24 protein-coding genes are annotated in these 23,002 nt (G+C 65.5%); 13 read left to right on the top strand and 11 right to left on the bottom strand.

The features are described 5' to 3' along the window. Nucleotides 1-108 precede the first annotated feature (108 nt). The 8 genes from H8A95_RS17375 to dnaK form a co-directional block, all read right to left on the bottom strand. Nucleotides 109-732, bottom strand: coding sequence for a 2,3-bisphosphoglycerate-dependent phosphoglycerate mutase (locus H8A95_RS17375; protein WP_229184219.1), 624 nt, complete (start codon nt 730-732; stop codon nt 109-111). 47 nt (nt 733-779) lie between these two features. Then, a complete protein-coding gene (dapB, locus tag H8A95_RS17380) occupies nt 780-1,592 on the bottom strand; it encodes a 4-hydroxy-tetrahydrodipicolinate reductase (RefSeq protein ID WP_229184220.1) in 813 nt (270 codons plus the stop codon). A gap of 62 nt (nt 1,593-1,654) precedes the next feature. Next, nucleotides 1,655-1,951, bottom strand: a complete 297-nt coding sequence (locus tag H8A95_RS17385) for a DUF1330 domain-containing protein (protein WP_229184221.1) — start codon at nt 1,949-1,951, stop codon at nt 1,655-1,657. A gap of 23 nt (nt 1,952-1,974) precedes the next feature. Beyond that, on the bottom strand, nt 1,975-2,697 hold the full coding sequence (gene pyrF, locus H8A95_RS17390) for an orotidine-5'-phosphate decarboxylase (protein WP_229184222.1): 723 nt from the start codon (nt 2,695-2,697) through the stop codon (nt 1,975-1,977). 6 nt (nt 2,698-2,703) lie between these two features. Then, the gene (locus H8A95_RS17395) at nt 2,704-3,282 is read right to left on the bottom strand and encodes an NADPH-dependent FMN reductase (RefSeq protein WP_229184223.1); all 579 of its coding nucleotides are present in this window, start codon (nt 3,280-3,282) and stop codon (nt 2,704-2,706) included. A gap of 48 nt (nt 3,283-3,330) precedes the next feature. Continuing rightward, complete coding sequence (locus tag H8A95_RS17400) at nt 3,331-3,933, bottom strand: class I SAM-dependent methyltransferase (protein WP_229184224.1); 603 nt, start codon at nt 3,931-3,933, stop codon at nt 3,331-3,333. A gap of 100 nt (nt 3,934-4,033) precedes the next feature. Beyond that, on the bottom strand, nt 4,034-5,161 hold the full coding sequence (gene dnaJ, locus H8A95_RS17405; protein WP_229184225.1) for a molecular chaperone DnaJ: 1,128 nt from the start codon (nt 5,159-5,161) through the stop codon (nt 4,034-4,036). Nucleotides 5,162-5,322: 161 nt separating this feature from the next. Then, nucleotides 5,323-7,224: a molecular chaperone DnaK gene (gene dnaK / locus H8A95_RS17410; protein ID WP_024584264.1), complete on the bottom strand. Its 1,902-nt coding sequence runs from the start codon at nt 7,222-7,224 to the stop codon at nt 5,323-5,325. A 609-nt stretch (nt 7,225-7,833) separates the two neighbouring features. On the opposite strand from dnaK, the gene H8A95_RS17415 reads away from it, so the two are divergent. The 4 genes from H8A95_RS17415 to H8A95_RS17430 all read left to right on the top strand — a co-directional run bounded on the left by H8A95_RS17415 (nt 7,834) and on the right by H8A95_RS17430 (nt 10,950). Continuing rightward, on the top strand, nt 7,834-8,769 hold the full coding sequence (locus tag H8A95_RS17415; protein ID WP_229184226.1) for a hypothetical protein: 936 nt from the start codon (nt 7,834-7,836) through the stop codon (nt 8,767-8,769). A 97-nt stretch (nt 8,770-8,866) separates the two neighbouring features. Then, complete coding sequence (gene pncA, locus H8A95_RS17420; protein ID WP_229184227.1) at nt 8,867-9,577, top strand: bifunctional nicotinamidase/pyrazinamidase; 711 nt, start codon at nt 8,867-8,869, stop codon at nt 9,575-9,577. 24 nt (nt 9,578-9,601) lie between these two features. Next, nucleotides 9,602-10,456, top strand: coding sequence for a helix-turn-helix domain-containing protein (locus tag H8A95_RS17425; RefSeq protein ID WP_229184228.1), 855 nt, complete (start codon nt 9,602-9,604; stop codon nt 10,454-10,456). A 68-nt stretch (nt 10,457-10,524) separates the two neighbouring features. Beyond that, complete coding sequence (locus H8A95_RS17430) at nt 10,525-10,950, top strand: VOC family protein (RefSeq protein ID WP_229184229.1); 426 nt, start codon at nt 10,525-10,527, stop codon at nt 10,948-10,950. Between the two features lie 9 nt (nt 10,951-10,959). On the opposite strand, the gene grpE is transcribed toward H8A95_RS17430, so the two are convergent. Both grpE and hrcA read right to left on the bottom strand, forming a co-directional pair. After that, entirely contained in the window at nt 10,960-11,565 is a 606-nt protein-coding gene (gene grpE / locus H8A95_RS17435; protein WP_229184230.1) for a nucleotide exchange factor GrpE, read from the bottom strand. A gap of 164 nt (nt 11,566-11,729) precedes the next feature. Beyond that, on the bottom strand, nt 11,730-12,818 hold the full coding sequence (gene hrcA / locus H8A95_RS17440) for a heat-inducible transcriptional repressor HrcA (protein ID WP_229184231.1): 1,089 nt from the start codon (nt 12,816-12,818) through the stop codon (nt 11,730-11,732). Between the two features lie 260 nt (nt 12,819-13,078). Between hrcA and rph the strand changes: the two genes are divergently transcribed. Genes rph through hemW form a run of 3 tightly spaced genes read left to right on the top strand, consistent with a single transcriptional unit; the run spans nt 13,079 to nt 15,583 of the window. Next, nucleotides 13,079-13,792, top strand: coding sequence for a ribonuclease PH (rph, locus tag H8A95_RS17445; protein WP_021078183.1), 714 nt, complete (start codon nt 13,079-13,081; stop codon nt 13,790-13,792). An 11-nt stretch (nt 13,793-13,803) separates the two neighbouring features. After that, nucleotides 13,804-14,439, top strand: coding sequence for an RdgB/HAM1 family non-canonical purine NTP pyrophosphatase (rdgB, locus tag H8A95_RS17450; RefSeq protein ID WP_229184232.1), 636 nt, complete (start codon nt 13,804-13,806; stop codon nt 14,437-14,439). Beyond that, on the top strand, nt 14,426-15,583 hold the full coding sequence (gene hemW / locus H8A95_RS17455; protein WP_229184233.1) for a radical SAM family heme chaperone HemW: 1,158 nt from the start codon (nt 14,426-14,428) through the stop codon (nt 15,581-15,583). The genes rdgB and hemW overlap by 14 nt, the downstream gene beginning before the upstream one ends. A 91-nt stretch (nt 15,584-15,674) precedes the next feature. On the opposite strand, the gene H8A95_RS17460 is transcribed toward hemW, so the two are convergent. Further along, on the bottom strand, nt 15,675-16,880 hold the full coding sequence (locus H8A95_RS17460) for a penicillin-binding protein activator (RefSeq protein ID WP_229184234.1): 1,206 nt from the start codon (nt 16,878-16,880) through the stop codon (nt 15,675-15,677). 221 nt (nt 16,881-17,101) lie between these two features. Here H8A95_RS17460 and rsmI point away from each other — a divergent pair, with 221 nt between their 5' ends. The 6 genes from rsmI (at nt 17,102) to H8A95_RS17490 (ending at nt 22,913) form a co-directional block, all read left to right on the top strand. Continuing rightward, a complete protein-coding gene (gene rsmI / locus H8A95_RS17465; RefSeq protein WP_229184235.1) occupies nt 17,102-18,055 on the top strand; it encodes a 16S rRNA (cytidine(1402)-2'-O)-methyltransferase in 954 nt (317 codons plus the stop codon). Continuing rightward, nucleotides 18,042-18,440, top strand: coding sequence for a YraN family protein (locus H8A95_RS17470; protein WP_229184236.1), 399 nt, complete (start codon nt 18,042-18,044; stop codon nt 18,438-18,440). Before rsmI ends, H8A95_RS17470 begins: the two co-directional genes overlap by 14 nt. Before the next feature lie 30 nt (nt 18,441-18,470). After that, nucleotides 18,471-19,418, top strand: a complete 948-nt coding sequence (gene gshB / locus H8A95_RS17475) for a glutathione synthase (RefSeq protein ID WP_229184237.1) — start codon at nt 18,471-18,473, stop codon at nt 19,416-19,418. Between the two features lie 186 nt (nt 19,419-19,604). After that, nucleotides 19,605-20,576 carry an MBL fold metallo-hydrolase gene (locus H8A95_RS17480; protein WP_229184238.1) on the top strand — a complete coding sequence of 324 codons (972 nt, stop codon included), beginning with the start codon at nt 19,605-19,607 and terminating at the stop codon, nt 20,574-20,576. A 107-nt stretch (nt 20,577-20,683) separates the two neighbouring features. Next, complete coding sequence (locus H8A95_RS17485) at nt 20,684-22,222, top strand: YifB family Mg chelatase-like AAA ATPase (protein ID WP_229184239.1); 1,539 nt, start codon at nt 20,684-20,686, stop codon at nt 22,220-22,222. Between the two features lie 172 nt (nt 22,223-22,394). Beyond that, nucleotides 22,395-22,913: a hypothetical protein gene (locus H8A95_RS17490; RefSeq protein WP_229184240.1), complete on the top strand. Its 519-nt coding sequence runs from the start codon at nt 22,395-22,397 to the stop codon at nt 22,911-22,913. The last annotated feature ends 89 nt before the right edge of the window (nt 22,914-23,002 follow it).

Raw genomic sequence — 23,002 nt, forward strand, 5'->3', positions numbered from 1 at the left:
TGAGGAGCGCGAAGCGCGTCTCGAAGGGTCGACGGCCCGGCTGGTGGCCGTGCATCCTTCGAGACGCGCGCAAGGGCGCGCTCCTCAGGATGACGGATCACGCATCGCTTACCCCGCCAGATCGACTTTGGACGCGACGGTGGAATCGGCATTGAGCCGATAGACCACCGGCGCGCCGGTCGCGAGCTCGCGCTTGAGGATCTGCTCCGGCGTCAGCTTCTCCAGCACCATGATCAGCGCGCGCAGCGAATTGCCGTGGGCGGCAATCAGCGTGCGCTGGCCGCGCAGCACGCCGGGCAGGATCTCCTGCACGTAATAGGGCAGCGTACGCGCCAGCGTATCCTTGAGGCTCTCGCCGCCGGGCGGCGGGACGTCGTAGGAGCGGCGCCAGACCAGGACCTGGTCCTCGCCCCACTTCTTGCGGGCGTCGTCCTTGTTGAGGCCCGAGAGATCGCCGTAGTCGCGTTCATTGAGCGCCAGATTCTTCGTGGTCGGCAATCCGGTCTGGCCGATCTGCTCCAGCATCAGCTTCAGCGTGTGCTGCGCGCGCGTCAGGTCTGACGTAAAGGCGACGTCGAACGACAGGCCCTGCGCCTTCATCTTGCGGCCGGCATCCTTGGCCTCAGTGATGCCCTGCTCGGTGAGATCGGGATCCTTCCACCCGGTGAACAGGTTCTTCAGATTCCATTCGCTCTGACCATGACGAACGAGCACAAGAAGACGATCACTCATTTCAGATTCCGTTTTCGCTTGGCTGGATTTTATTTCGTCGCGCGATCTCAGTCGCTCAACCCGAGAACGTCGGTCATCGAATACATGCCGGGCTTCTTGCCGTGCGCCCACAGCGCTGCCTTCAGCGCGCCCTGCGCGAACAGCGCGCGATCCTCGGCATGATGCGAGAGCGTGATGCGCTCCGAAGGACCGGCAAAGATCACGCTGTGATCGCCGGCCGCGGTGCCGCCGCGCAACGAGGCAAAGCCGATATCGCCGGGACGCCGCGCCCCGGTCAGGCCGTCGCGGCCGCGCGCCGAATGCTGCTCCAGCGCGATCTGGCGTCCCGCGGCAGCGGCTTCGCCGAGCATCAGCGCGGTGCCGGACGGCGCATCGATCTTGGACTTGTGGTGCATCTCGAGAATTTCGATGTCAAAGCTCTGGTCGAGCGATTGCGCGACGCGCTTGACCAGCGCGGCAAGCAGATTGACGCCGAGGCTCATATTGCCCGACTTCACCACGATGGCGCGGTTGGTGACGCTGCGGATCACCGCATCATCGGACGGCGACAGGCCGGTGGTGCCGATGACATGCACAAGACCGCGCTCGGCCGCGATCGCGACATTGGCGATGGTCGCGGCCGGCACGGTGAAATCCAGGATGCCGTCGGCAGCCGCGGACATCGACCATAGATCGGCCGACAGCTTGACGTCATTGGCGGGAAGGCCGGCGAGCACGCCGGCGTCCTTGCCGAGCAGCTCCGAGCCGGGCGCTTCCAGCGCGCCGACCAGGACCGCCCCCGGGGTTTCGGAAATCACCCGCGTCAGCGTGCGGCCCATCCGGCCGCCGGCTCCCGCAACAATCAGACGCATGTCAGCCATGGCTCACCTCTCCAAGCCGTATAGCGAGCCATGACTGTTCCGGCAACCGAGCCCGCCCCGGCCTATGGGCTATTGTGACCCTCGATGATGATGAGGTCGGCGATCGAGTGCGGCTGCCGCACCTTGATGTTGGCCTGGTATTCGGGCGAGTTGTAGCAGGCGAGCGCGGTCTCATAGTCGGGGAATTCGATCACGACGTTGCGCGACCGGCTCTGGCCCTCCACGGTGGCAAACTTGCCGCCGCGCACGATGAACTTGCCGCCGAACTTCTGGAAGATGGCCGGGTTGGCCGCCATGTAGGGCTTGTAGCCGTCCTCGTTATGAACGTCGACGCGTCCAATCCAGTATCCCTTCGCCATCTCTGTTCTCCCGTGTTGTTGGTTCAGGCGAGCGCCTGGGCGATCTCGGTGTGAATGGCTTCGGCCGCGGCCCTCGGATCGGCGGCTTCCATCACCGGACGTCCGACCACCAGATAGTCGGCACCGGCAGCGATGGCGCGCGCCGGCGTCATGATGCGCTTCTGGTCACCGGTCGCCGAGCCCGCCGGGCGGATGCCGGGGGTCACCAGGTTCATCTGATCGCCGACGATCTTGCGCAAGGCGCTCGCTTCCTCCGGCGAGCTGACGAGGCCGTCGACACCGAGCGCCTGCGCCTGCCGGGCGCGCGCTTCGACGAGATCGGAGACGTTGAGGCGATAGCCCGCGGCGTGAAGGTCGCTGTCGTCATAGGAGGTCAGCACCGTCACCGCGAGGATCTTCAGACTGGTGCCGGCGCGGGCCTCGACCGCCGCCTTCATGGTCTGCGGATAGGCATGCACGGTGAGGAAGGTCGCGCCGAGAGTAGCGACGCTTTCGACCCCGCGCGCAACGGTGTTGCCGATGTCGTGCAGCTTGAGATCGAGAAAGACCTTCTTGCCACGGCCTGCAAGCTGCTTCGCCAGCACGAGACCGCCGGCGTAACCAAGCTGATAGCCGATCTTGTAGAAGGAGACGCTGTCGCCGAGCCTGTCGATCATCGCCTCGGCCGCAGCGACCGACGGCAAATCGAGCGCCACGATCAACCGGTCTCTTGGAGCGATCCTTGGAGCGATCTGGGCTGGCTGCATGTCACCTCACATCATGCGTTGGGAATGGTCGATCAGCTGTCGCACCAGCGCCCGCATCGTATCGATGTCGGCCTGGTGCTTCAGACGATCCATGTCGTCATAGGCCTGCTCGGCGAATGACAGCGCGAGCTGGTTCGGGATCACGGTGGCGTGGCACGCGGTCAGGATCAGGCGCAGCGCTGCCAGCGCGCGCGTGCCGCCGAGCCGGTTGCCGGATGCGGCCGCCATCGCGAAGGCGCGGCCGTGGAACACCTGGCCGCGGGCCTCCTGCGCATCCTGCACGCGGCTGACCCAGTCGATGGTGTTCTTCACCAGCGCCGGCACCGAGGAATTGTATTCGGGCGTCACGATCAGCACGCCATGATGGGCGCCGATCATCCGCTTCAGATTGACGGCGTGCTGCGGCACGCCCGATTTCGCCTGCAGGTCGCCGTCATAGATCGGCAGCGGAAAATCGCCGAGCGAGATGCGGGTGACGTCGGCGCCGGATTGCGCCAATTCATGCGCCAGCACGGCGGCCAGCTTCGCATTGAGCGAGCCGGATCGAAGCGATCCCGGGATCACGAGGATTTTCAGCGCGGACATTTCGAAATCGCAGGTGTAGGTCGCGCCCAGCGCGACGGCGCTGGAAGGTCAGCCCTTGCGATACACCCAGACCCGCGCGGGCGGAAGGTTCATCCAGATCCGCTCGGAGGCCTCTGTGGACACGCCCGGCAGCGACTTCGGAATCGGGGGCGCCACCGAATAGGTGAACTGGACGAACGGCGCGCCGGGTGCGAGCGCCAGGAAGGCATCGCGGATCAGCTTCAGGCGGGTCAGCATCGGCTTGGTGACCAGCGGCAGGCCGGAGACCACGGCCGAGGCGGGTGTCTTCATGACGTCCCACAGCGTATCGCGCAGCCTGTAGGCGTCACCCTGGACCACCTTGGCCTGCGGATAGCGTTCGCGCAGCAACGCGCAGAAGCCGGGATTGTACTCAACCAGGACGAGACGTTTTTGATCGACGCCGTGCTCGATCAGCGCGTTGGTGATCGCCCCGGTGCCCGGTCCAAGTTCGACGACCGGTCCTTCGGCTTCGGGATCGACATATTGCGCCATGGTGCGCGCAAGCAGCCGTCCGGACGGCATCACCGCGCCCATATGCAGCGGCTTCTCGATCCATGAACGGAGAAAACGTACCTCGTCGTCGAGACGGAGGGGCTTCTTCGACGCACGCACGGACGATTGCAGAGGCATGTCGCTACCAGGCGGGACCGCGCACAATCGAGCGGTTGTCAGAAAACAGTCATAAACACGTATAGATCGAAGTCGTTACGGTCAAGCATAACGACTGCGGCTAGACCGAGCGGTTTCCGAAGAAGTCCTTGACCTTAGAGAAGAAACCCGCTGCCTCCGGCTGGGTTGCGCCGGACGACAGTTTTTCGAACTCCATCAGCAATTCTTGCTGCTTCTTGGTCAGATTCTGCGGCGTTTCGACCACAACCTGGACATACATGTCGCCGGTCTGCCGTGAGCGGAGCACCGGCATTCCCTTTGATGCAATGCGGAATCGACGGCTGGACTGGGTGCCGGACGGCACCTTCACCTTGGTCTTGCCCTTGTCGATGGTAGGCACTTCGAATTCGCCGCCAAGTGCTGCGGTCACCATCGAGATCGGCACGCGACAATGCAGGTCGGCGCCGTCGCGCTGGAAGAACTGGTGCGTGGTCAGCGACAGGAAGATGTAGAGGTCGCCGGGCGGTCCGCCGCGGACACCGGCCTCGCCTTCGCCGGCGAGACGAATGCGGGTGCCGTCCTCGACTCCCGGGGGAATGTTGACCGACAGCGTGCGTTCGCGCGTCACCCGGCCGGAGCCGGCGCAGGAGGTGCAGGCATCCTCGATCATCTGACCGCGGCCTTGGCAGCCGGGACAGGTCCGTTCCAGCGTGAAGAAGCCCTGCGCCTGCCGGATCCGGCCGGCGCCGCCGCAATGTGAGCAGGTCTTCGGCTTGGTGCCGGCCTTGGCGCCGGTGCCTGAGCAGGATTCGCAGGTGACCGAGACCGGGATCTCGATCTGCGCGGTCTTGCCCTGGAAGGCCTCCTCCAGCGTGATCTCCATGTTGTAGCGCAGGTCGGCACCGCGTTCGCGGCCGCCGCTGCGGCGCTGCCCGGCCATGCCGAACAGATCTTCGAAAATGTCGGAGAAGGATGAGGCAAAGCCGGCGCCGAAGCCGGGGCCGCCGCCGCCCATGCCCTGCTCGAAAGCGGCATGGCCGAAGCGGTCATAGGCGGCGCGCTTGTCGCCGTCCTTCAGCACCTCATAGGCCTCGTTGATTTCCTTGAACCGGACTTCGCTGCTGGAGTCGCCCGGATTCTTGTCCGGATGCCACTTCATCGCGAGCTTGCGGAAAGCTGATTTCAGCTTGGTCTCGTCCGCGTTCCGCTCGACCTCGAGGGTCTCGTAATAGCAGCGCTTGGTGGACATACTTCAATTCCGTCCGAAGTTCGTGGCCATCGCCTGGGACCGCGCCTGCAAGGATTGCGCCCGTCTGGAAGATGCGGCGATCGCCTTAAAGAAAAATGACCCCCACTCCTCCGAGACGCGTCGCGTGCTCATTGGTGTGAGGGTCATGATCGAAAATCCGTTTAGGCAGACTTCTTGCTGTTCTTGTCGTCGTCGACCTCGGTGAACTCCGCGTCGACAACGTCATCCTTGGCAGCGTCCTTGGCCGCATCGGCCTCGGCCTGCTGCTTGTACATGGCCTCGCCGAGCTTCATCGAAGCCTGCGCCAGCGTGTTGGTCTTGGCCTTGATCGCCTCGGCGTCGTCGCCCTTCAGCGCTTCCTTGAGGTCGCTGACGGCGTCTTCGATCGCACGGCGCTCGGTGTCGGCGATCTTCGAACCGTGTTCGGCCAGGGCCTTCTCGGTCGAATGAACCAGGCCGTCGGCATGGTTCTTGGCATCGACCGCCTCGCGGCGCTTTTTGTCTTCGGCCGCGTTGACCTCGGCGTCCTTGACCATCTTGTCGATGTCGGCCTCGGACAGACCACCGGATGCCTGGATCCGGATCTGCTGTTCCTTGCCGGTCGCCTTGTCCTTGGCCGAGACGTTGACGATGCCGTTGGCGTCGATGTCGAAAGTCACCTCGATCTGCGGCATGCCGCGCGGAGCCGGCGGAATGCCCATCAGGTCGAACTGGCCGAGCATCTTGTTGTCGGCCGCCATTTCACGCTCGCCCTGGAAGACGCGGATGGTCACGGCGCCCTGATTATCTTCGGCGGTCGAGAACACCTGGCTCTTCTTGGTCGGGATCGTGGTGTTGCGGTCGATGATGCGCGTGAACACGCCGCCCAGCGTCTCGATGCCCAGCGACAGCGGGGTCACGTCGAGCAGCAGCACGTCCTTGACGTCGCCCTGCAGCACGCCGGCCTGGATCGCAGCGCCGATCGCGACGACTTCGTCGGGATTGACGCCCTTGTGCGGCTCCTTGCCGAAGAACTGCTTCACCACTTCCTGGATCTTCGGCATGCGGGTCATGCCGCCGACCAGCACCACTTCGCCGATCTCACCGGCGGTCAGGCCGGCATCCTTCAGCGCCTTGCGGCACGGCTCGATGGTCTTCTCGACGAGGTCGGCCACCAGCGCCTCGAACTTGGCGCGGGTCAGCTTCATCGTCAGATGCTTCGGACCGGTCTGGTCAGCCGTGATGAACGGCAGATTGATTTCGGTCTGCGTGGTCGACGACAGCTCGATCTTGGCCTTTTCGGCAGCTTCCTTCAGGCGCTGCAGAGCGAGCTTGTCGTTGCGCAGGTTGATGCCCTGCTCCTTCTGGAACTCGTCGGCGAGATAGCCGACCAGGCGCATGTCGAAATCTTCACCGCCGAGGAAGGTGTCGCCGTTGGTCGACTTCACCTCGAACACGCCGTCGCCGATCTCGAGGATCGAGACGTCGAAGGTGCCGCCGCCGAGATCGTACACGGCGATCGTGCCGGCCTTGGTCTTGTCGAGGCCGTAGGCGAGCGCGGCAGCGGTCGGCTCGTTGATGATGCGCAGCACCTCGAGGCCGGCGATCTTGCCGGCGTCCTTGGTGGCCTGACGCTGTGCGTCGTTGAAATAAGCGGGAACGGTGATGACGGCCTGATCGACCTTCTGGCCGAGATGCGCCTCAGCGGTCTCCTTCATCTTCTGCAGAATGAAGGCCGAGACCTGCGAGGGCGAATAGGTCTTGCCATCGGCTTCGACCCAGGCGTCGCCGTTCGATGCCTTGACGATCTTGTAGGGGACGAGCTTCTTGTCCTTCTCGACCATCGGGTCGTCATAGCGGCGGCCGATGAGGCGCTTCACCGCAAAGAACGTACGCTCGGGATTGGTCACCGCCTGGCGTTTCGCCGGCTGTCCGACGAGGCGCTCGCCGTCGTCGGTGAAGGCAACGATCGACGGCGTCGTTCGCATACCCTCGGCATTCTCGATCACCTTGGCGTTCTTGCCATCCATTACGGCGACGCACGAATTCGTGGTGCCGAGGTCGATCCCAATGACCTTACCCATGGTTTTGATATCCTCTTTGCTACGGCAGGTTGGTTGGGCCCTGACGGCGCTCCGTACCGACCCCCAGACGTTCACATACTCGCGATATTGCGACGGTGAGCCTGATATAGGAGAGAGGGTCCTGCCCGCAAGGACTGGACGCAACGTTGAGGCCTGAAAAGACTGACGTTTGAAAGATTGTGTCAGTCCAGCTGCGGCACCGGTTCAAGGCCAAGGCAAACCCCAAGGCATCCCCAAGGCATCCCCAAGGCGACCCCTAGCCAGGTTAACAAATCGGCAATGATGCCGGGGTCGTCGACCACGAACATCCACCGCGCGACGTCAGCGCTGTTGAGTGAACGCTCACAAACGTCGTATGCGAGAGCGGCGCACGGGTCGAGGGCGCGCTGTTTGGCCGCTGGCGGCTCATCTTGGAAATGTCGGGAAACTGGAAAGTGCCTGCCAATCAAGGCGAAAAGCCCATGGAATCGGGCCTGCAGGCCTGGAGCGGAGCGTTGGCGGCCTGTTGCAGGGCCATCAAAACCGCTAAAAGCGGTCCGACTGAAAGAGGCCATCCAGCCCTGCACCGGCCCCGTTGCGCGGCCACCAAGCAAAACCGGTAGATCCCCCATGACGCCTTTTCGAGTTCTCGTTGCGGTTGCCTTGCTGATTGCTGCCACCTGTCGTGGCTTTGCCGCCGACGCGGTGTTTCCGCCGGGCGCGCATGTCGGGATGAAACCGCTGGTGGGCCTCGTGCGTGCCAAATCGTTCATCGGCTTCGAGACCGAGGATCAGGGCGTGAAGGTCCTGATCGCCGATCTGCCCGCGGAGGCCTACAACGAGGTGGTGAACGCCTTCAAGGCCAACCCGGGCGGCACCGGCGGCATCAAGCCCGAGAGCATCGAGACGCCAGCCGGTCTCGGCTACTACACCGTGGAGAGTGCGCGCGACGGCGCGAGCAATGTGCGACGTTATTCCATGATCCTGCCGGGACCGACCTTCTCCGGCTATGTCGCAGTGCAGGTGCCGGAGAACGCGAGCAAGATCTACACCGACGACGCCGTGCGGCAGATGTTCGCCTCCGCCCAGATCCGCAACGAGGTGCCGGTCGACGAGCAGCTCGGCATGATGCCGTTCAAGGTCACCGAGCTCAGCGGCTTCAAGAATGTCCGCATGCTGGCGCCGGGCGCGGCGCTGCTGATGGCCGACGCCGAGGACAAGAGCCTCGAGAGCAAGCCCTTCATGCTGCTCGGCATCATCGGCTCGGCCCCGGCCACACCCGACGATCGCGGTCGCTTTGCCCAGCAGATCGCCACCACGATCCCCGGCGTGCGCGACGGGCGGATCACCATGTCCGAACCGATCCGGATCGACGGCCAGCCCGGCTTCGAGACCCGGATCGACGCGGTCAGCGGCAAGGACAACACCCCGGTGACCATCGTGCAGTGGCTGCGGTTCGGCGCGCAGACATCGCTGCGGATCATCGGCAGCTCGCCGCGCACCGATTGGGAGACCGCCTTCCCACGCTTCCGCGCGGTCCGCGACGGCATCCAGCCGCGCGGCTGATCGGGCCCTTCGCAAGGCCGGTTGGAAAAATCCCACTTTCGCCGTTCGCCGAACGGAACTAGCCTCCTCGCGCGTTATCAAAGCGAGGAGGGGCGCGATGTTGGATCGACGACGGATGGTTGCAGGCCTCGGTACGGTGGCGCTTGCGACCCTGGTTCCAAAAAGTCTCTGGGCGGCTGCGATCAAGCCCGACGATGGCTCCGCGCTGCTCGTGATCGACGTCCAGAACTGCTTCCTGCCCGGCGGCAGCCTTGCGGTGAAGGACGGCGAGCAGGTGGTGCCGGTGATCAACAAGATCGCCAAGAGCTTTGCCAATGTGGTGATGACGCAGGACTGGCACACGCCCGGACACGTCTCCTTCGCCTCGGTCCATTCCGGCAAGAAGCCGTTCGAGACCATCGACCTCGCCTATGGCAAGCAGGTGCTGTGGCCCGACCATTGCGTGCAGGGCACCGACGGCGCCTCGCTGTCGAAGGAACTCGCGATCCCGCAGGCCGAGCTGATCATCCGCAAGGGCTTTCACAAGGACGTCGACAGCTACTCCGCCTTCACCGAGGCCGACGGCAAGACCACCACCGGGCTCGCCGCCTATCTGAAGGCGCGCAAGGTCGAGCGGCTTTTCGTGGCCGGGCTCGCCACCGACTTCTGCGTGGCATGGACCGCACTCGACGCACGCAAGGCCGGCTTCGAGACCTATGTGGTGGAAGACGCCTGCCGCGGCATCGACACCCAGGGATCGCTCGCCAAGGCCTGGGACGATATGGCCAAGGCCGGCGTCAAGCGCATCAAGTCGTCTGATATCGCGTAGGGCGCCGCCTCACGCGAGATCCGCATGGCCGAGTTCGCCTCACCCATTGCATTCGATTTCGCGCAGCGTCTGCCGTCGCCACCCACGGCGGGCCTGATCGTCCGGATCACGGGTTATCGCGAGACCGCGACCGGCCGGTTCGCGCATCGGCAGACCGCGCCGCTCATCGTCCCGCTGATCGTCAGTTTCGGCACCCCGTTCCTGATCGCGCTCGGACGCGAGCCTGGAGCTGCCGATCGTCAACTCAGCTTCGCCGCCGGCCTGCATGCGGGGCCGGTCTATATCGAATCCGATGGCCGGGCCGCCTGCGTGCAGGTGGATTTCACGCCGCTCGGCGCCTACAGTTTCTTCGGCGGCACTGTGGCCGATCTGGTCGGACGCATGGTCGAGATCGACGATGTGCTCGGTCATGAGGGCCGCCGTTTGCGCGAACGGCTCGGCGCCGTGACGTGCTGGCAGCACCGCTTCGACCTGATCGAAGCCTTCGTGTTGCGCCGCGCCCGCCACACGCCGTCTCCCGAAGTCGCGTTCGCCTATCGTAGACTGGCGCGCTCGGCCGGCGCCGTCAGCATCACGACATTGGCCGACGAGATCAGCTGGAGCCGCAAGCACCTGGCCAGCCGGTTTCGATCCGAGCTCGGTCTGGCGCCGAAATCGCTGGCGCGCGTGATGCGGTTTCACCGGGCGAGCCGGCTCGCCCAGAGCGGCGCCACGCGTGGCTGGGCGGGGATCGCGGCGGAGAGCGGCTATGCCGACCAGGCGCATCTCGCACGGGAGTTCGTCGAATTCGCAGGGGAACCACCCACTGCCTGGGCGCGCCGCCAGGCGCTGACCGACCGCCGGCTGGTTCACGCCGACGACGGGCTGCTCGACGGGTAACAAACCTTCAAGCCGCAGCCGCATCGGCTCGTGCAGAGTGGCGCCGTCAGCCAAAAAGGTGATCCACCATGACGCACGACATCGAACCGCCCCGCATCTACCCCACCCTGCGCTGCACGGACGCTGAGGCGATGATCGCCTGGCTCAAGACGGTGATCGGATTCACCGAGCGCGTGGTCTATCGCGACGGCGGCGTGATCCACCACGCCGAGCTCGCCTACGGTTCCTCGATGCTGATGCTGGGTCAGAGCCGTGACGATGCCTACGGCAGGCTGGTCGGCGACTCTACCGGCCGCCGCACCGATTCAATCTACATCGCCGTCGACGACCCCGACGCCCTGCATGCGAAGGCAAGGGCGGCGGGCGCAAAGATCGAAATGGAATTGCGCGACACTGATTACGGCAGCCGCGACTTCGCCTGCCGTGACCCGGAAGGAAATCTCTGGAGCTTCGGCACCTATTGGCCGAAGGCGCATGAGAAGCCGCTGCCGTGAAGCAGCGGCTCAGACCGTGATATCGGCGCTCGGAGCGGCCTTGGCACCGCCCTTGGAGACGCCGACCAGCGCCGGACGCAGGATGCGTTCGCCGATCATGTAGCCGGCCTGCACGACCTGCACCACAGTGCCCGACGGCACCGACGCGTCGGGCACCTCGAACATCGCCTGCTGGAAGTTCGGATCGAACTTCTCGCCGATCGGATCGAACTTCTTGACGCCGTTCTTCTCCAGCGTGTTGAGCAACGAGCGCTCGGTCAGCTCGACGCCCTCAAGCAGCGCCTTCAGGCCGGGATCGGCGGCTTCCTTGGTTTCGGCCGGCACGGCGTCGAGCGCGCGCTGCAGATTGTCGGCGATATCGAGCACGTCGCGGGCAAAGCCGGTGATGCCATAGGTCTTGGCATCGGCCACCTCGCGGCGGGTGCGCTGGCGGAGGTTCTCCATCTCGGCCAGCGTGCGCAGTGTCCGGTCGCGCGCCTCGGCGAGTTCCTTGGTCAGCGCCTCTGCCGAGCCCACCTCGGGATCGTCAGGCATGATGTAGGGCTTCGAGACCACGGGCTCACCCGTCGGCGCCGAATTCTCGGTGTTGTCATTGGCCCGGTTCGGATCGGTCATGGCTTGCCTTCTCGAAAACTCGCGTCGGTTCAAATCTTGGGGATTGCTGCCCGGGATATCGTGCTTTAGGCGGCGAAAATCAAGCGCAAGATACCGGCTTCGGGAACAGGGACCTCCGGACTGGACGAAGAAAACCCGTCAAATGAAGGCGAAATCCGTTCCGGTCAGCCGCCCAGCATCTTGCTGACGATGCGCGCGGCATAGTCGACGGTCGGGATCACCCGTGCATAGTTCAACCGCGTCGGTCCGATCACGCCGAGCACGCCGACGATCCGGCCCTGGGCGTCGCCATAGGGCGCGATGATCGTCGAGGAACCCGACAGCGAGAACAGCTTGTTCTCCGAGCCGATGAAAATCCGCACGCCCTCGCCGCGTTCGGCACGGCCGAGCAGATCGATCACGCCGCGCTTAGTTTCGAGATCGTCGAACAGCGACTTGATCCGCTCGAGATCGTCGAGCGCGTGCAGATCCTCGAGCAGATTGGCGTGGCCACGCACGATCAGCTGGCGGTCCTCGCTCTCGCCGCCGGACCAGCTCGCGATGCCGGCCGCGACCACCTTCTGCGTGAGCTGATCGAGCTCGGCGCGATTTTGCGTCAACGCGGTCTCGAGCTCGAGCCGCGCTTCCGCCAGCGTCCGACCGCGGATCCGCGCGTTGAGGAAATTGGTCGCTTCGGTCAGGGCCGAGGACGGCACGCCCGGCGGCAGCGCCAGCACCCGGTTCTCGACCTGGCCGTCTTCGCCGACCAGCACGACCAGCGCCTTTTCCGGCTCCAGCCGCACGAATTCGATGTGCTTCAGCCGCGCATTCGACTTCTGCGTCAGCACCACGGCCGCGGCACGGGTCAGTCCCGACAGCCGCGTCAACGCTTCGCCAAGCGCGGCCTCGACGGACTGCGCACGACCGACCGCCGCAAGCTGGGTCTGGATCGATTGGCGCTCGGCCTCGGTGAGGTCACCGACCTGCATCAGGGCGTCGACGAAGAAACGCAGACCGAGTTCGGTCGGCAGCCGGCCGGCCGAGGTGTGCGGCGCATAGATCAGGCCGAGCTGCTCGAGATCCGACATCACGTTGCGGACCGAGGCCGGCGACAACGGTAATGCGATCAGGCGCGAGATGTTGCGCGAGCCCACCGGCTCGCCGGTCGCGAGATAGCTTTCGACGATTTGACGAAAAATGTCGCGCGAACGCTCGTTGAGCTGGGCGAGCCCGGCATATGGCGCGATCAGGCCGATCGGATCGTGGTGAGTCACACTCCAGTCCCTCACAATTACTGTCTAATTTGTCGATCCCGGAGGCCGGTGACAAGCAGGCATTCAGCCCCCTCGTACCGGACCCTGCCGGGGCCGAAAACCCTTGCCGCTGGACCTTCCCCCTCCTACAAGCACCGGCGGAGCACGATCCGGAAAAGTGGCCGCCGGTTTTCCGAAAGATCATGCTCAAACAAGACGATAGAGCGCGATGACGGTTCGTCACGCTCTAGCTCATATCTCTCGGATTTTTGGAGGATTTCATGCGGCCAAGCCGTCGTGCGCCCGATGAACTGCGTCCCGTGTCGCTGGAACGCGGCGTCGTCAAATACGCCGAGGGTTCCTGCATGGTGAAGTTCGGCGACACCCATGTGCTGGTCACCGCCACGCTGGAAGAGCGCTTGCCGCCGTGGCTGAAGGGCCAGGGCCGCGGCTGGGTCACCGCCGAATACGGCATGCTGCCGCGCGCCACGCTGGAACGCACCCGCCGCGAGGCCTCCGCCGGCAAGCAGGGCGGTCGAACGGTCGAGATCCAGCGGCTGATCGGGCGTTCGCTGCGCGCGGCCGTCGATCTTGAGGCGCTCGGCGAGCGTCAGATCACGGTCGATTGCGACGTCATCCAGGCCGATGGCGGCACCCGCACCGCGTCGATCACCGGTGCCTGGGTGGCGCTGGCCGACTGCATCAACTGGATGAAGACCCGCAACATGCTGAAGACCAACGTGTTGCGCGACAACGTGGCGGCGATCTCCTGCGGCATCTATCAGGGCACGCCGGTGCTCGATCTCGACTACGCTGAGGACTCTGAGGCCGACACCGACGCCAATTTCGTCATGACCGGCGACGGCCGCATCATCGAGGTGCAGGGCACCGCCGAGAAGACGCCGTTCTCCCAAGACGAATTCCTGGCGTTGATGGCCTTGGCGCGCAAAGGTGTCGCGCGTCTGGTCGACTTGCAAAAGATCGCGGTGGCGTAGTCAGATTGGCCATGCATCGCCGAATCACCGGAAGGCTCGTCATCGCCACCCATAATCCCGGCAAGCTTGCCGAGATGCGGGAACTGCTGGCGCCGCATGGCGTGGAGGCGGTGTCGGCCGGCGAGCTCGGCCTCGCCGAGCCCGAGGAGCCCGGCGACAGTTTTCAGGCCAATGCGGCGATCAAGGCGATCGCCGCGGCGAAGGCGACCGGACTGCCGGCCTTCGCCGACGATTCCGGCCTCGTGGTCGACGCGCTCGACGGCGCGCCCGGGATCTACTCGGCGCGCTGGGCCGGCGAGGGCAAGGACTTCATGGCGGCGATGACGCGGATCGAGCGGCTGCTGCAGGAGCGCGGCGCCACCAACCCGGAACAGCGCAAGGCGCATTTCGTCTCCGCGCTGTGTGTGGCCTGGCCGGACGATCACCTCGAAGAGGTCGAGGCCCGCGCCGACGGAACCCTGGTTTGGCCGCCGCGCGGCACCGCCGGCTTCGGCTATGATCCGGCTTTCCTGCCCGACGGCTATACGCGGACCTTCGGCGAGATGACCAGCATCGAGAAGCACGGCCTGCCGCCGCTCGGGCTCGGCCTGTCGCATCGGGCCCGCGCCTTCGTGAAGCTCGCGGAGATCTGCCTTGAGCCACGCTGACCGACAAGCTTTCGGCGTCTACGTGCACTGGCCGTTCTGCCTGTCGAAATGCCCGTATTGCGACTTCAACAGCCACGTGCGGCATGCGCCCGTCGACGAGGCGCGCTTCGTGTGCGCGTTCGCCCGCGAGATCGAAACGACGGCGGCGCGGGTGCCGGGGCGTGAAGTGTCCTCGATCTTCCTCGGCGGCGGCACGCCTTCGCTGATGCAGCCGCAGACCGTTGGCGCCGTGCTCGATGCGATCGGCAAGCACTGGCAGGTCTCGCGCGACGTCGAGGTCACGCTCGAAGCCAATCCGACCAGCGTCGAGGCGACGCGCTTTCGCGGCTATCGTGCCGCCGGCGTCAACCGCGTCTCGCTCGGCGTGCAAGCATTGGACGACGCTTCGTTGAAAGCATTGGGCCGCCTGCACACCGCGCGCGAGGCGCTCGACGCGGTTGCGATCGCACGCTCTGCATTCGATCGTTACTCGTTCGATCTGATTTACGCGCGGCCCGACCAGACGCCGCAGATGTGGGCCGATGAATTGAAGCAGGCGATCTCGGAAGCCGCCGAGCATCTGTCGCTCTATCAGCTCACGATCGAGGAAGGCACGCCGTTCTTCGGGCTGCATGCCGCCGGCAAATTGCAGACGCCGGATGAAGCGACCTCGCGCGCGCTCTACGACGTGACGCAGGAGGTCTGCGCCCGCGAGGGATTGCCGGCCTACGAGATCTCCAATCACGCCCGCACCGGGGCGGAGTGCAAGCACAACCTCGTCTATTGGCGCGGCGAGGAATATGCCGGCATTGGCCCCGGCGCGCATGGAAGGCTCGACATCGACGGCGTCAGGCACGCGACCGCAACCGAGCGGCGCCCCGAGGCATGGCTGTTGAACGTCGAGGAACGCGGTCACGGCGTCGTCACCGACGACAGCCTCAACAGCGAGGAGCGCGCCGACGAATTTCTGCTGATGGGGCTGCGGCTCGCCGAGGGCATCGATCCCAAGCGCTATGCGGCACTCTCCGGCCGAAAGCTCGATCCGCACCGGATCGCGATGCTGCGTGAAGAAGGCGCGATCGCCGTCGATGCCGACGGACGGCTGCGCGTGACGAAATCAGGATTCCCGGTGCTCGACGCCGTGGTCGCGGATCTCGCCGCCTAGGTGCACGCTGCCAAAATATCGAAAACAACCCCATGCAAAGTAGCTGGCGGGTGCCGGCGCTCGACAAGGCAGCCCGACCGCCTGTCGAAAACTAGGCCCCGAAACTCTTCGGCGAACCCGCGACCGCCGTGCCGCCGCCCGACGCCACCTTCATGACGGCAAGGCCGCGCTCATTGGTGCCGTCGGAGCGAAAGCGGAACAGGCCGTCGATACCGGCGAAACCGGATGGATTGGTCAGCGTCTCCGGTGCGAAGCGTTGTGCGCCTTGGGTGCGCGCCAGCGCTGCCATCAGCGCGACGGCATCATAGGCAAGCGTTGCGGTGCGCACCGGCTCACCACCATATTTGGCGCGATAGCGGCCGGCAAAGCTGCGGAAGCCGGCCGGATCCGGCGCGGCGTAAAGGCCGCCCTGCAAGACCGGGCTCGCGAACACCCGCGGATTGTCCCACAGCCCGGTGCCGAGCAGCTGGATGTTGTGCAGATTGGCACCGGCTGCGGTCAACGCATCGGCGGTCGCGACGACCGATTCGCCGTCGTCGGCGAGCAGCAGCGCGTCGGCCTGGCCGAGCGATTGCGCCACGGTCCGCGCCGGCGTTGCGCGATCGGCGCCATATTTCTCGAAGGCGACGACGCGGCCGTTCTTGCGGCCGACCGCCTGCTTGAACGCGGCCTCGACCACGTTGCCATAGGCGTTGTCCGGTACCATCGCGGCGAACGAGCGCTTCCCGATCCCCGCGGAATAGTCGACGATGCGATTGATGTCGGACTCCGGCAGGAAGCTCAGGAGATAGACGCCGCGTCCGGCCACGCTCGAATCGGTTGAGAATGCGATCACCGACGTGCCGCGCGGCCGCGTCAGTTGCGCGACGGCAGGCACCGAGCCTGCGAACAGCGGTCCCAGAATGATCTCGGCGCCCTCGGAGAGCGCCTGTTGGGCACCCTGCGATGCGCCCTGCGGGCTGCCGCCATCGTCCTTGATCAGGAGCTGGATGTTCGGGTTCTGAAATTCCGCCAGCGCCATTTCGGCGGCATTGCGCATCGACTGGGCGGCGAGCCCGGCATTGCCGGACGCCGACAGCGGCAGGATCAGCCCGATCTTGACCTGGCCGGTGCCGACCGCCTGCGGTTGTTGCTGCGGGCCGGCAGGGCCGCCTTCCGGACCGCCGTTGGAAAATTGGCTCAAGCTTTGCTGGATGCCGGAACAGGCCGTCAGCAACGGCGCGCCCACGAGCAGACCAAGCGCGGTTCGCCGGGTTGCGCCCGACGGCGAGGAGTTGCGGTGATGCGGGCCTTCCATCGTCTCTCTTCTCTTGGCCGACCAGGATCGGCCAGGACTCCATCCGGCTCTGATGAGGCGGGTGGATTCAGGCATATTGTCGGCGAATAGTTAACTAAAACAAAAGGATTATGGCCCCGCGGCGCCGTTGCCGCGGCCTCCATTTCCCTGGTCAGGCAGCGTTCCGTCACCGCCCATTTGCGGATGTGGCGCAAGCGCTACCATCCCTCTAGATTGGCATTATGCGCGCAAAAGCCAGTTCCCTCCACAGTTCGGATGCCCCGGCAGGCGCTGCGGCCAGAACCTTTTCGATCGGCGGCCAGCATCTGGCCGCACCCAAGGCCAGGCCCGGGCTCCATCTGGTCGCGACCCCGATCGGAAATCTCACGGACATCACCCTGCGCGCGCTGGAGACATTGGCCGGCGTCGACGTCATCGCCTGCGAGGACACCAGGATTACGCGCCGGCTGACCGAACGTTACGCGATCACCGCGGAGCTCGCGCTCTACCACGAGCACAACGCGGCCCAGGCCAGGCCCAAGATCCTCGAGCGGCTGGCGCAGGGCGCCGCGATCGCGCTGGTTTCGGACGCGGGCACACCGCTGATCTCCGATCCCGGCTTCAAGTTGGTGCGGGAGGTCTGCGCCGCCGGACATGCCGTCATCGCAATCCCGGGTCCGTCGTCGGTGCTGACGGCGCTGTCGGTTGCGGCGCTGCCGACCGACCGGTTTTTCTTCGAGGGATTTCTGCCGGCGAAGGAGCACGCGCGGCGCGCACGGCTCAGTGAGCTGGCGCGGATCGATGCGACGCTCGTGATGTTCGAATCCGGCAATCGCGTGCAGGACACGCTGCGCGATCTCGCCACGATCATGGCCGGGCGTGACGCGGCGATCTGCCGCGAGCTGACCAAGCTGCACGAGGAGATCAAGCGCGCGCCGGTCGCCGAGCTTGCGGCGGGCGCCGACGCACTGGAGACCCGCGGCGAGTTCGTGCTCGTGATCGGACCGCCGGCCGATGATGCCGGGGTGATGGACGAGAATTCGCTCGACGATCTCCTGCGCGCGCAGCTCGCCCGCGGCAGCGTCAAGGATGCGGTCGCCCACGCCATCGAATTGTCGGGCCGGCCGCGCCGCGAGGTCTACGCCCGCGCGCTCGAGCTTGCGAAAACCATCGGGGACCGCGATGGCCAAGCCTGATAGTGCCAAGACTGACAGCGCCTCGCCCGAGCGCGTTGCCGCGTTCCGCACCGGCATCTCGGCCGAAAGCCGCGCCGCTGCCCTCCTCATCGCCAAGGGCTATCGCATCCTCGCACGGCGCTTCCGCACCCCCTATGGCGAGATCGACCTGGTGGCGCGACGGCGCAACCTCGTCGCCTTCGTCGAGGTCAAGGCCCGTGCCAGTCTCGACGACGCCGCCTATGCGGTGACGCCGCGCCAGCAGCAGCGCATCGTCAATGCCGCGCAGGCCTGGCTGATGGCGCATCCCGAACATGCCGAATTTGATCTCAGATTCGACGCCGTGCTGATTGCGCCGCGGAGCCTGCCGCGCCATCTGTTAGCGGCATTCGACGCAAGCCCTTAAAGTTACCCTCAGACCTCGCGGGACACGCCTATGAAATTGAACGTCGCCGTCCAGATGGATCCTATCGCGCGCATCAACGTCCGCGGCGATTCCACCTTTGCGCTGCTGCTCGAGGCGCAGAAGCGCGGCCACGGCATTTCCTACTACACGCCCGACAAGCTGTCGCTGCGCGGCGAGGAGCTGGTGGCGCCGGTGCAGTCTCTCACCGTGCGCGACGAGGTCGGCGATCACTTCACGCTGGGCGAGCCGAAGCGCGAGGCGCTCAACGGCTTCGACGTCGTGTTGCTGCGGCAGGATCCGCCGTTCGACCTCGCCTACATCACCTCGACGCATTTGCTCGAGCTCATCCATCCGAAGACCCTTGTGGTCAACAATCCGGCCAGCGTGCGCAACGCGCCGGAAAAGCTGTTCGTGATGAATTTTCCGCAGCTGATGCCGCCGACCCTGATCTCGCGCGATCTCGACGAGATCAACGCGTTCCGCGACCAGCACGGCGCTGTCGTCATGAAACCGTTGCATGGCCATGGCGGCGCCGCCGTGTTCCGCGTGATGCCGCAGGACATGAACTTCGGCTCGCTGTTCGACATGTTCTCGGTCACCTTCAAGGAGCCCTGGGTGATCCAGCGCTTCCTCCCCGAGGTGAAGCATGGCGACAAGCGCATCATCCTGGTCGACGGTGAATTCGCCGGCGCCGTCAATCGCGTGCCGGCGGCGGACGATCTGCGCTCCAACATGGTGCGCGGCGGCGCGGCCAAGGCGACCGAGCTGTCGGATCGCGAGCGCGAAATCTGCGCCACGCTTGGACCGGCACTGCGCGAGCGCGGCCTGCTGTTCGTCGGCATCGACGTGATCGACGGCAATTTGACCGAGATCAACGTCACCTCGCCGACCGGCATCCGCGCCATTCAGCGGCTCAACGGTCCCGATGTCGCGGCGATGATCTGGGATACCATCGAGAAGAAGCGCGCCGCGAAATAATCCTCCCTTGTGCGATGCACATGCAGGTTGCACTCTAGCCGGAGTTCGACCGCGCCTGCATTCGCCTTATTCTACTTGCCAGCTTGCGCGGGCGCGGGCAGCATCCTCTTGCCTGCGTCAGGTCAAGCGGCGGGCCAACGCGGGCAACAACGCGACAAACTCATAAAAATTGTGGAGGAAGACGTTATGACGCTCAATGTCTCACGACGATCCTTGCTCGCGCTCGGTGCCGGTCTCGGCGCCAGCACATTACTCGGCGGCACCGCCCAGGCGCGCGCGCCGAAGCTCGGCACGCAAACTCCCTATTGGCACCGCTTCGAGCTCGGCGACGCCGAAGTGACCGTCGTCTCCGACGGCCCGCTTCCGCTCGGCGATCCCTCCGGCACCTTCACCGGCGTGCCGAAGGAAGAGGTGAAGAAGATGCTCTCCGACAACTTCCTCTCGCCCGACAATGTCGTGCTCGAGCAGAACTCGCCGATCGTCAACATGGGCGACAGACTGATCCTGTTCGATACCGGCATGGGCACCTCGAAGGCCTTCGGTCCGACCACCGGCCGGCAGCAGAAGAGCATGCAGGAAGCCGGCATCAAGCCGGAGGACATCGACGCCGTCGTGCTGTCGCACGCGCATATCGATCATATCGGCGGCATCGTCGGCGCCGACGACAAGCCGCTGTTTCCGAATGCGCAGTACTACATCGCACAAAGCGATCTCGATTTCTGGACCGACGAAGGCAAGATGGGCAGTCCGTTGAAGGACTTTGTCGTGCACGCCCGCAAGAACCTGCTGCCGGTGCGCGACCGCATCGTGTTCTTCAAGGACGGCCAGGAATTCCTGCCCGGCGTGCAGGCGATCGCGGCGCCCGGCCACACCGTGGGCCACACCATCTTCATGGTGAGCTCGGGCGGCAAATCCTTTGCCTTCCTCGGCGACCTCTCGCATCACGCGGTGCTGCTCTTGGAGCGGCCGCGGATGGAGTTCTCCTACGACACCGACCCGAAGCAGGCGGCGGCCTCGCGGGTCAAGCTGCTCGAGATGCTGGCCGCGAACAAGACGCCGGTCATGTCGTATCACTTCGCCTGGCCGGGCTATGGCCACGTCGCCAAGGCCGGTGAAGGCTTCCACTACTATCCCGAGCCGATGCAGATGACGTTGTGAACGGCAGACCATCCGGGGACGGCGCACGTCGCCCCCGGATGTTCTCTTAATGTTCTTGCGCCAAGCAGCCTGCTCCGCTACCTTGGGTGGCGAAAGACAGGGGCAGCATGGTCCAGCGCGTTTCCACCGTCGCATTCGAGGGGATCGAGGCCCGTGCAGTCGACGTACAGGTGCAGGTCGCACCCGGATTGCCGGCGTTTGCGATCGTCGGCCTGCCGGACAAGGCGGTGTCGGAGGCCCGGGAGCGGGTGCGCTCGGCGCTGATCGCCTCGGGTCTCGCGCTTCCCGCCCGCCGCATCACCGTCAACCTCGCCCCGGCCGACCTGCCGAAGGAAGGCAGCCATTACGACCTGCCGATCGCGCTCGGCCTGATGGCCGCGATTGGAGCGATCCCGCCGGATGCGCTCAGCGGCTTCACCGTGCTCGGCGAGCTCGGGCTCGACGGCTCGATCGCGCCGGTGGCGGGCGTGCTGCCGGCTGCGATCGGCGCCAATTCGCGCGACGAGGGACTGATCTGTCCGGCCGCCTGCGGCTCGGAAGCCGCCTGGGCGAGCCCGGACATCCAGATCATCGCCGCTCACTCGCTGATCCAGATCGCCAATCACTTCAAGGGCACGCAAGTGTTGTCGCGGCCGCAGCCGAAGGTGCATGAGCGCGAGGAGACGCTGCTGGACCTGCGCGACATCAAGGGCCAGGAGAGCGCCAAGCGCGCGCTCGAGATCGCGGCCGCCGGCGGGCATCATCTCCTGATGATCGGCTCGCCCGGCGCCGGCAAATCGATGCTGGCGGCGCGGCTGCCCTCGATCCTGCCGCCGCTGTCGCCGTCCGAACTGCTCGAAGTCTCGATGATCGCCTCCGTCGCCGGCGAGATCCGCGACGGCGCCTTGACCGCGCGGCGCCCGTTCCGCAGTCCGCATCATTCCGCCAGCATGGCCGCATTGACCGGCGGCGGCATGCGCGCCAAGCCCGGCGAGATCTCGCTCGCGCATCAGGGCGTGCTGTTCCTCGACGAATTGCCGGAGTTCGATCCGCGCGTGCTGGATTCGCTGCGCCAGCCGCTGGAGAACGGCGAGGTCTCAGTGAGCAGGGCCAACCATCGCGTCACCTACCCTGCGCGCTTCATGCTGGTCGCGGCGATGAACCCGTGCCGCTGCGGCCATGCCTATGAGCCCGGCTATTCCTGCAAGCGCGGCCGGCTCGACCGCTGCACCGCCGACTATCAGATGCGGATCTCCGGCCCGCTGATGGATCGCATCGATCTCAGGATCGAGGTGCCCGCCGTGACCGCGGCGGATCTGATCCTGCCGCCGCCGGCGGAGGGATCGGCCGAGGTCGCCAAACGCGTCGCGGCCGCGCGCGACATCCAGCTTGCGCGCTACGCGGCGGCCGGCATGCCGCATGTCCGCACCAATGCGGAAGCGCCGAGCGCGCTGCTCGAGACCATCGCGCAGCCCGACGCGCATGGGCAGAAGCTGCTCCGCGAAGCCGCCGACAACATGCACCTTACGGCGCGCGGCTATCACCGCGTGCTGCGCGTGGCGCGCACGCTCGCCGATCTCGACGGCACTGATACGATCGGCCGGCTACACCTCGCCGAAGCGCTGTCCTATCGTGCATTGGCCGACGATCTGCGCCGCGCGGCCTGAGCCGAGCGTTTCCAGTGAAGCGGGTCCGGTGAAGACGACGCGCCAGAACCAAGGCGCTCCCGTTTGGTGCCCGATGCCCGCTGCGTCAACGCGACGGTAACCACTCTCATTTACGCTCCGCAAACCATAAGCACCGCGATCTGCGGCAAGCTTGGGTCGAGCGAGTTGTGTCATGTTGCGTATGAAGATTCTGGCCTCGGTGGTCCCGCTTGCCGTGGCCGCGGTATTTGCCCGCGCGGAAATCCTGCCGGGTCCCCGGCCCTGCATCGAGGTCGGCGGGGCCACGATGCAGATCGCATCGGTCCCCTGGCTGGCGCAGCTTCACGTCAGCTTCACCGACGACCCCAGCCTTGCGGCCGTCCGGGTCCGGATTGCCGACAGCGCCGACGCCGCCGACTTCACCGTGATCGACGACGTCGACGATGCGGAAGCCGGGGCGTGCGAGAGCAATGCGGTGCCGCAGCTGATCGCGATTTCCAGCGATCCGACTGCAACCGACCCCATCATCTATCTTTCGCACGACGGTCCGTTCGATTACCGCGTCTACGTGCAGTCGAAGACGTTCTCAGTGCGCGATGCCGCGGCCCTGATCGTCAGCGCGCGCGGCGGTCATCGCCGCCTCGAAGCGGCGTCGCACGAGCCTCACGCGCGCTTCCCCAACCGGATCATGGCGGAGTTAACCCTCCGCTAACCCTGTTCTGAGGGCGGCGCGAAACGGCCATCAAGTTCAAGCACTTTGCAAGGTAGCCGACGCATCCTCATTGCCGGATCAAGCTATTT

It is taken from the genome of Bradyrhizobium oropedii (assembly GCF_020889685.1).
Taxonomy (GTDB): Bacteria; Pseudomonadota; Alphaproteobacteria; order Rhizobiales; family Xanthobacteraceae; genus Bradyrhizobium; species Bradyrhizobium oropedii.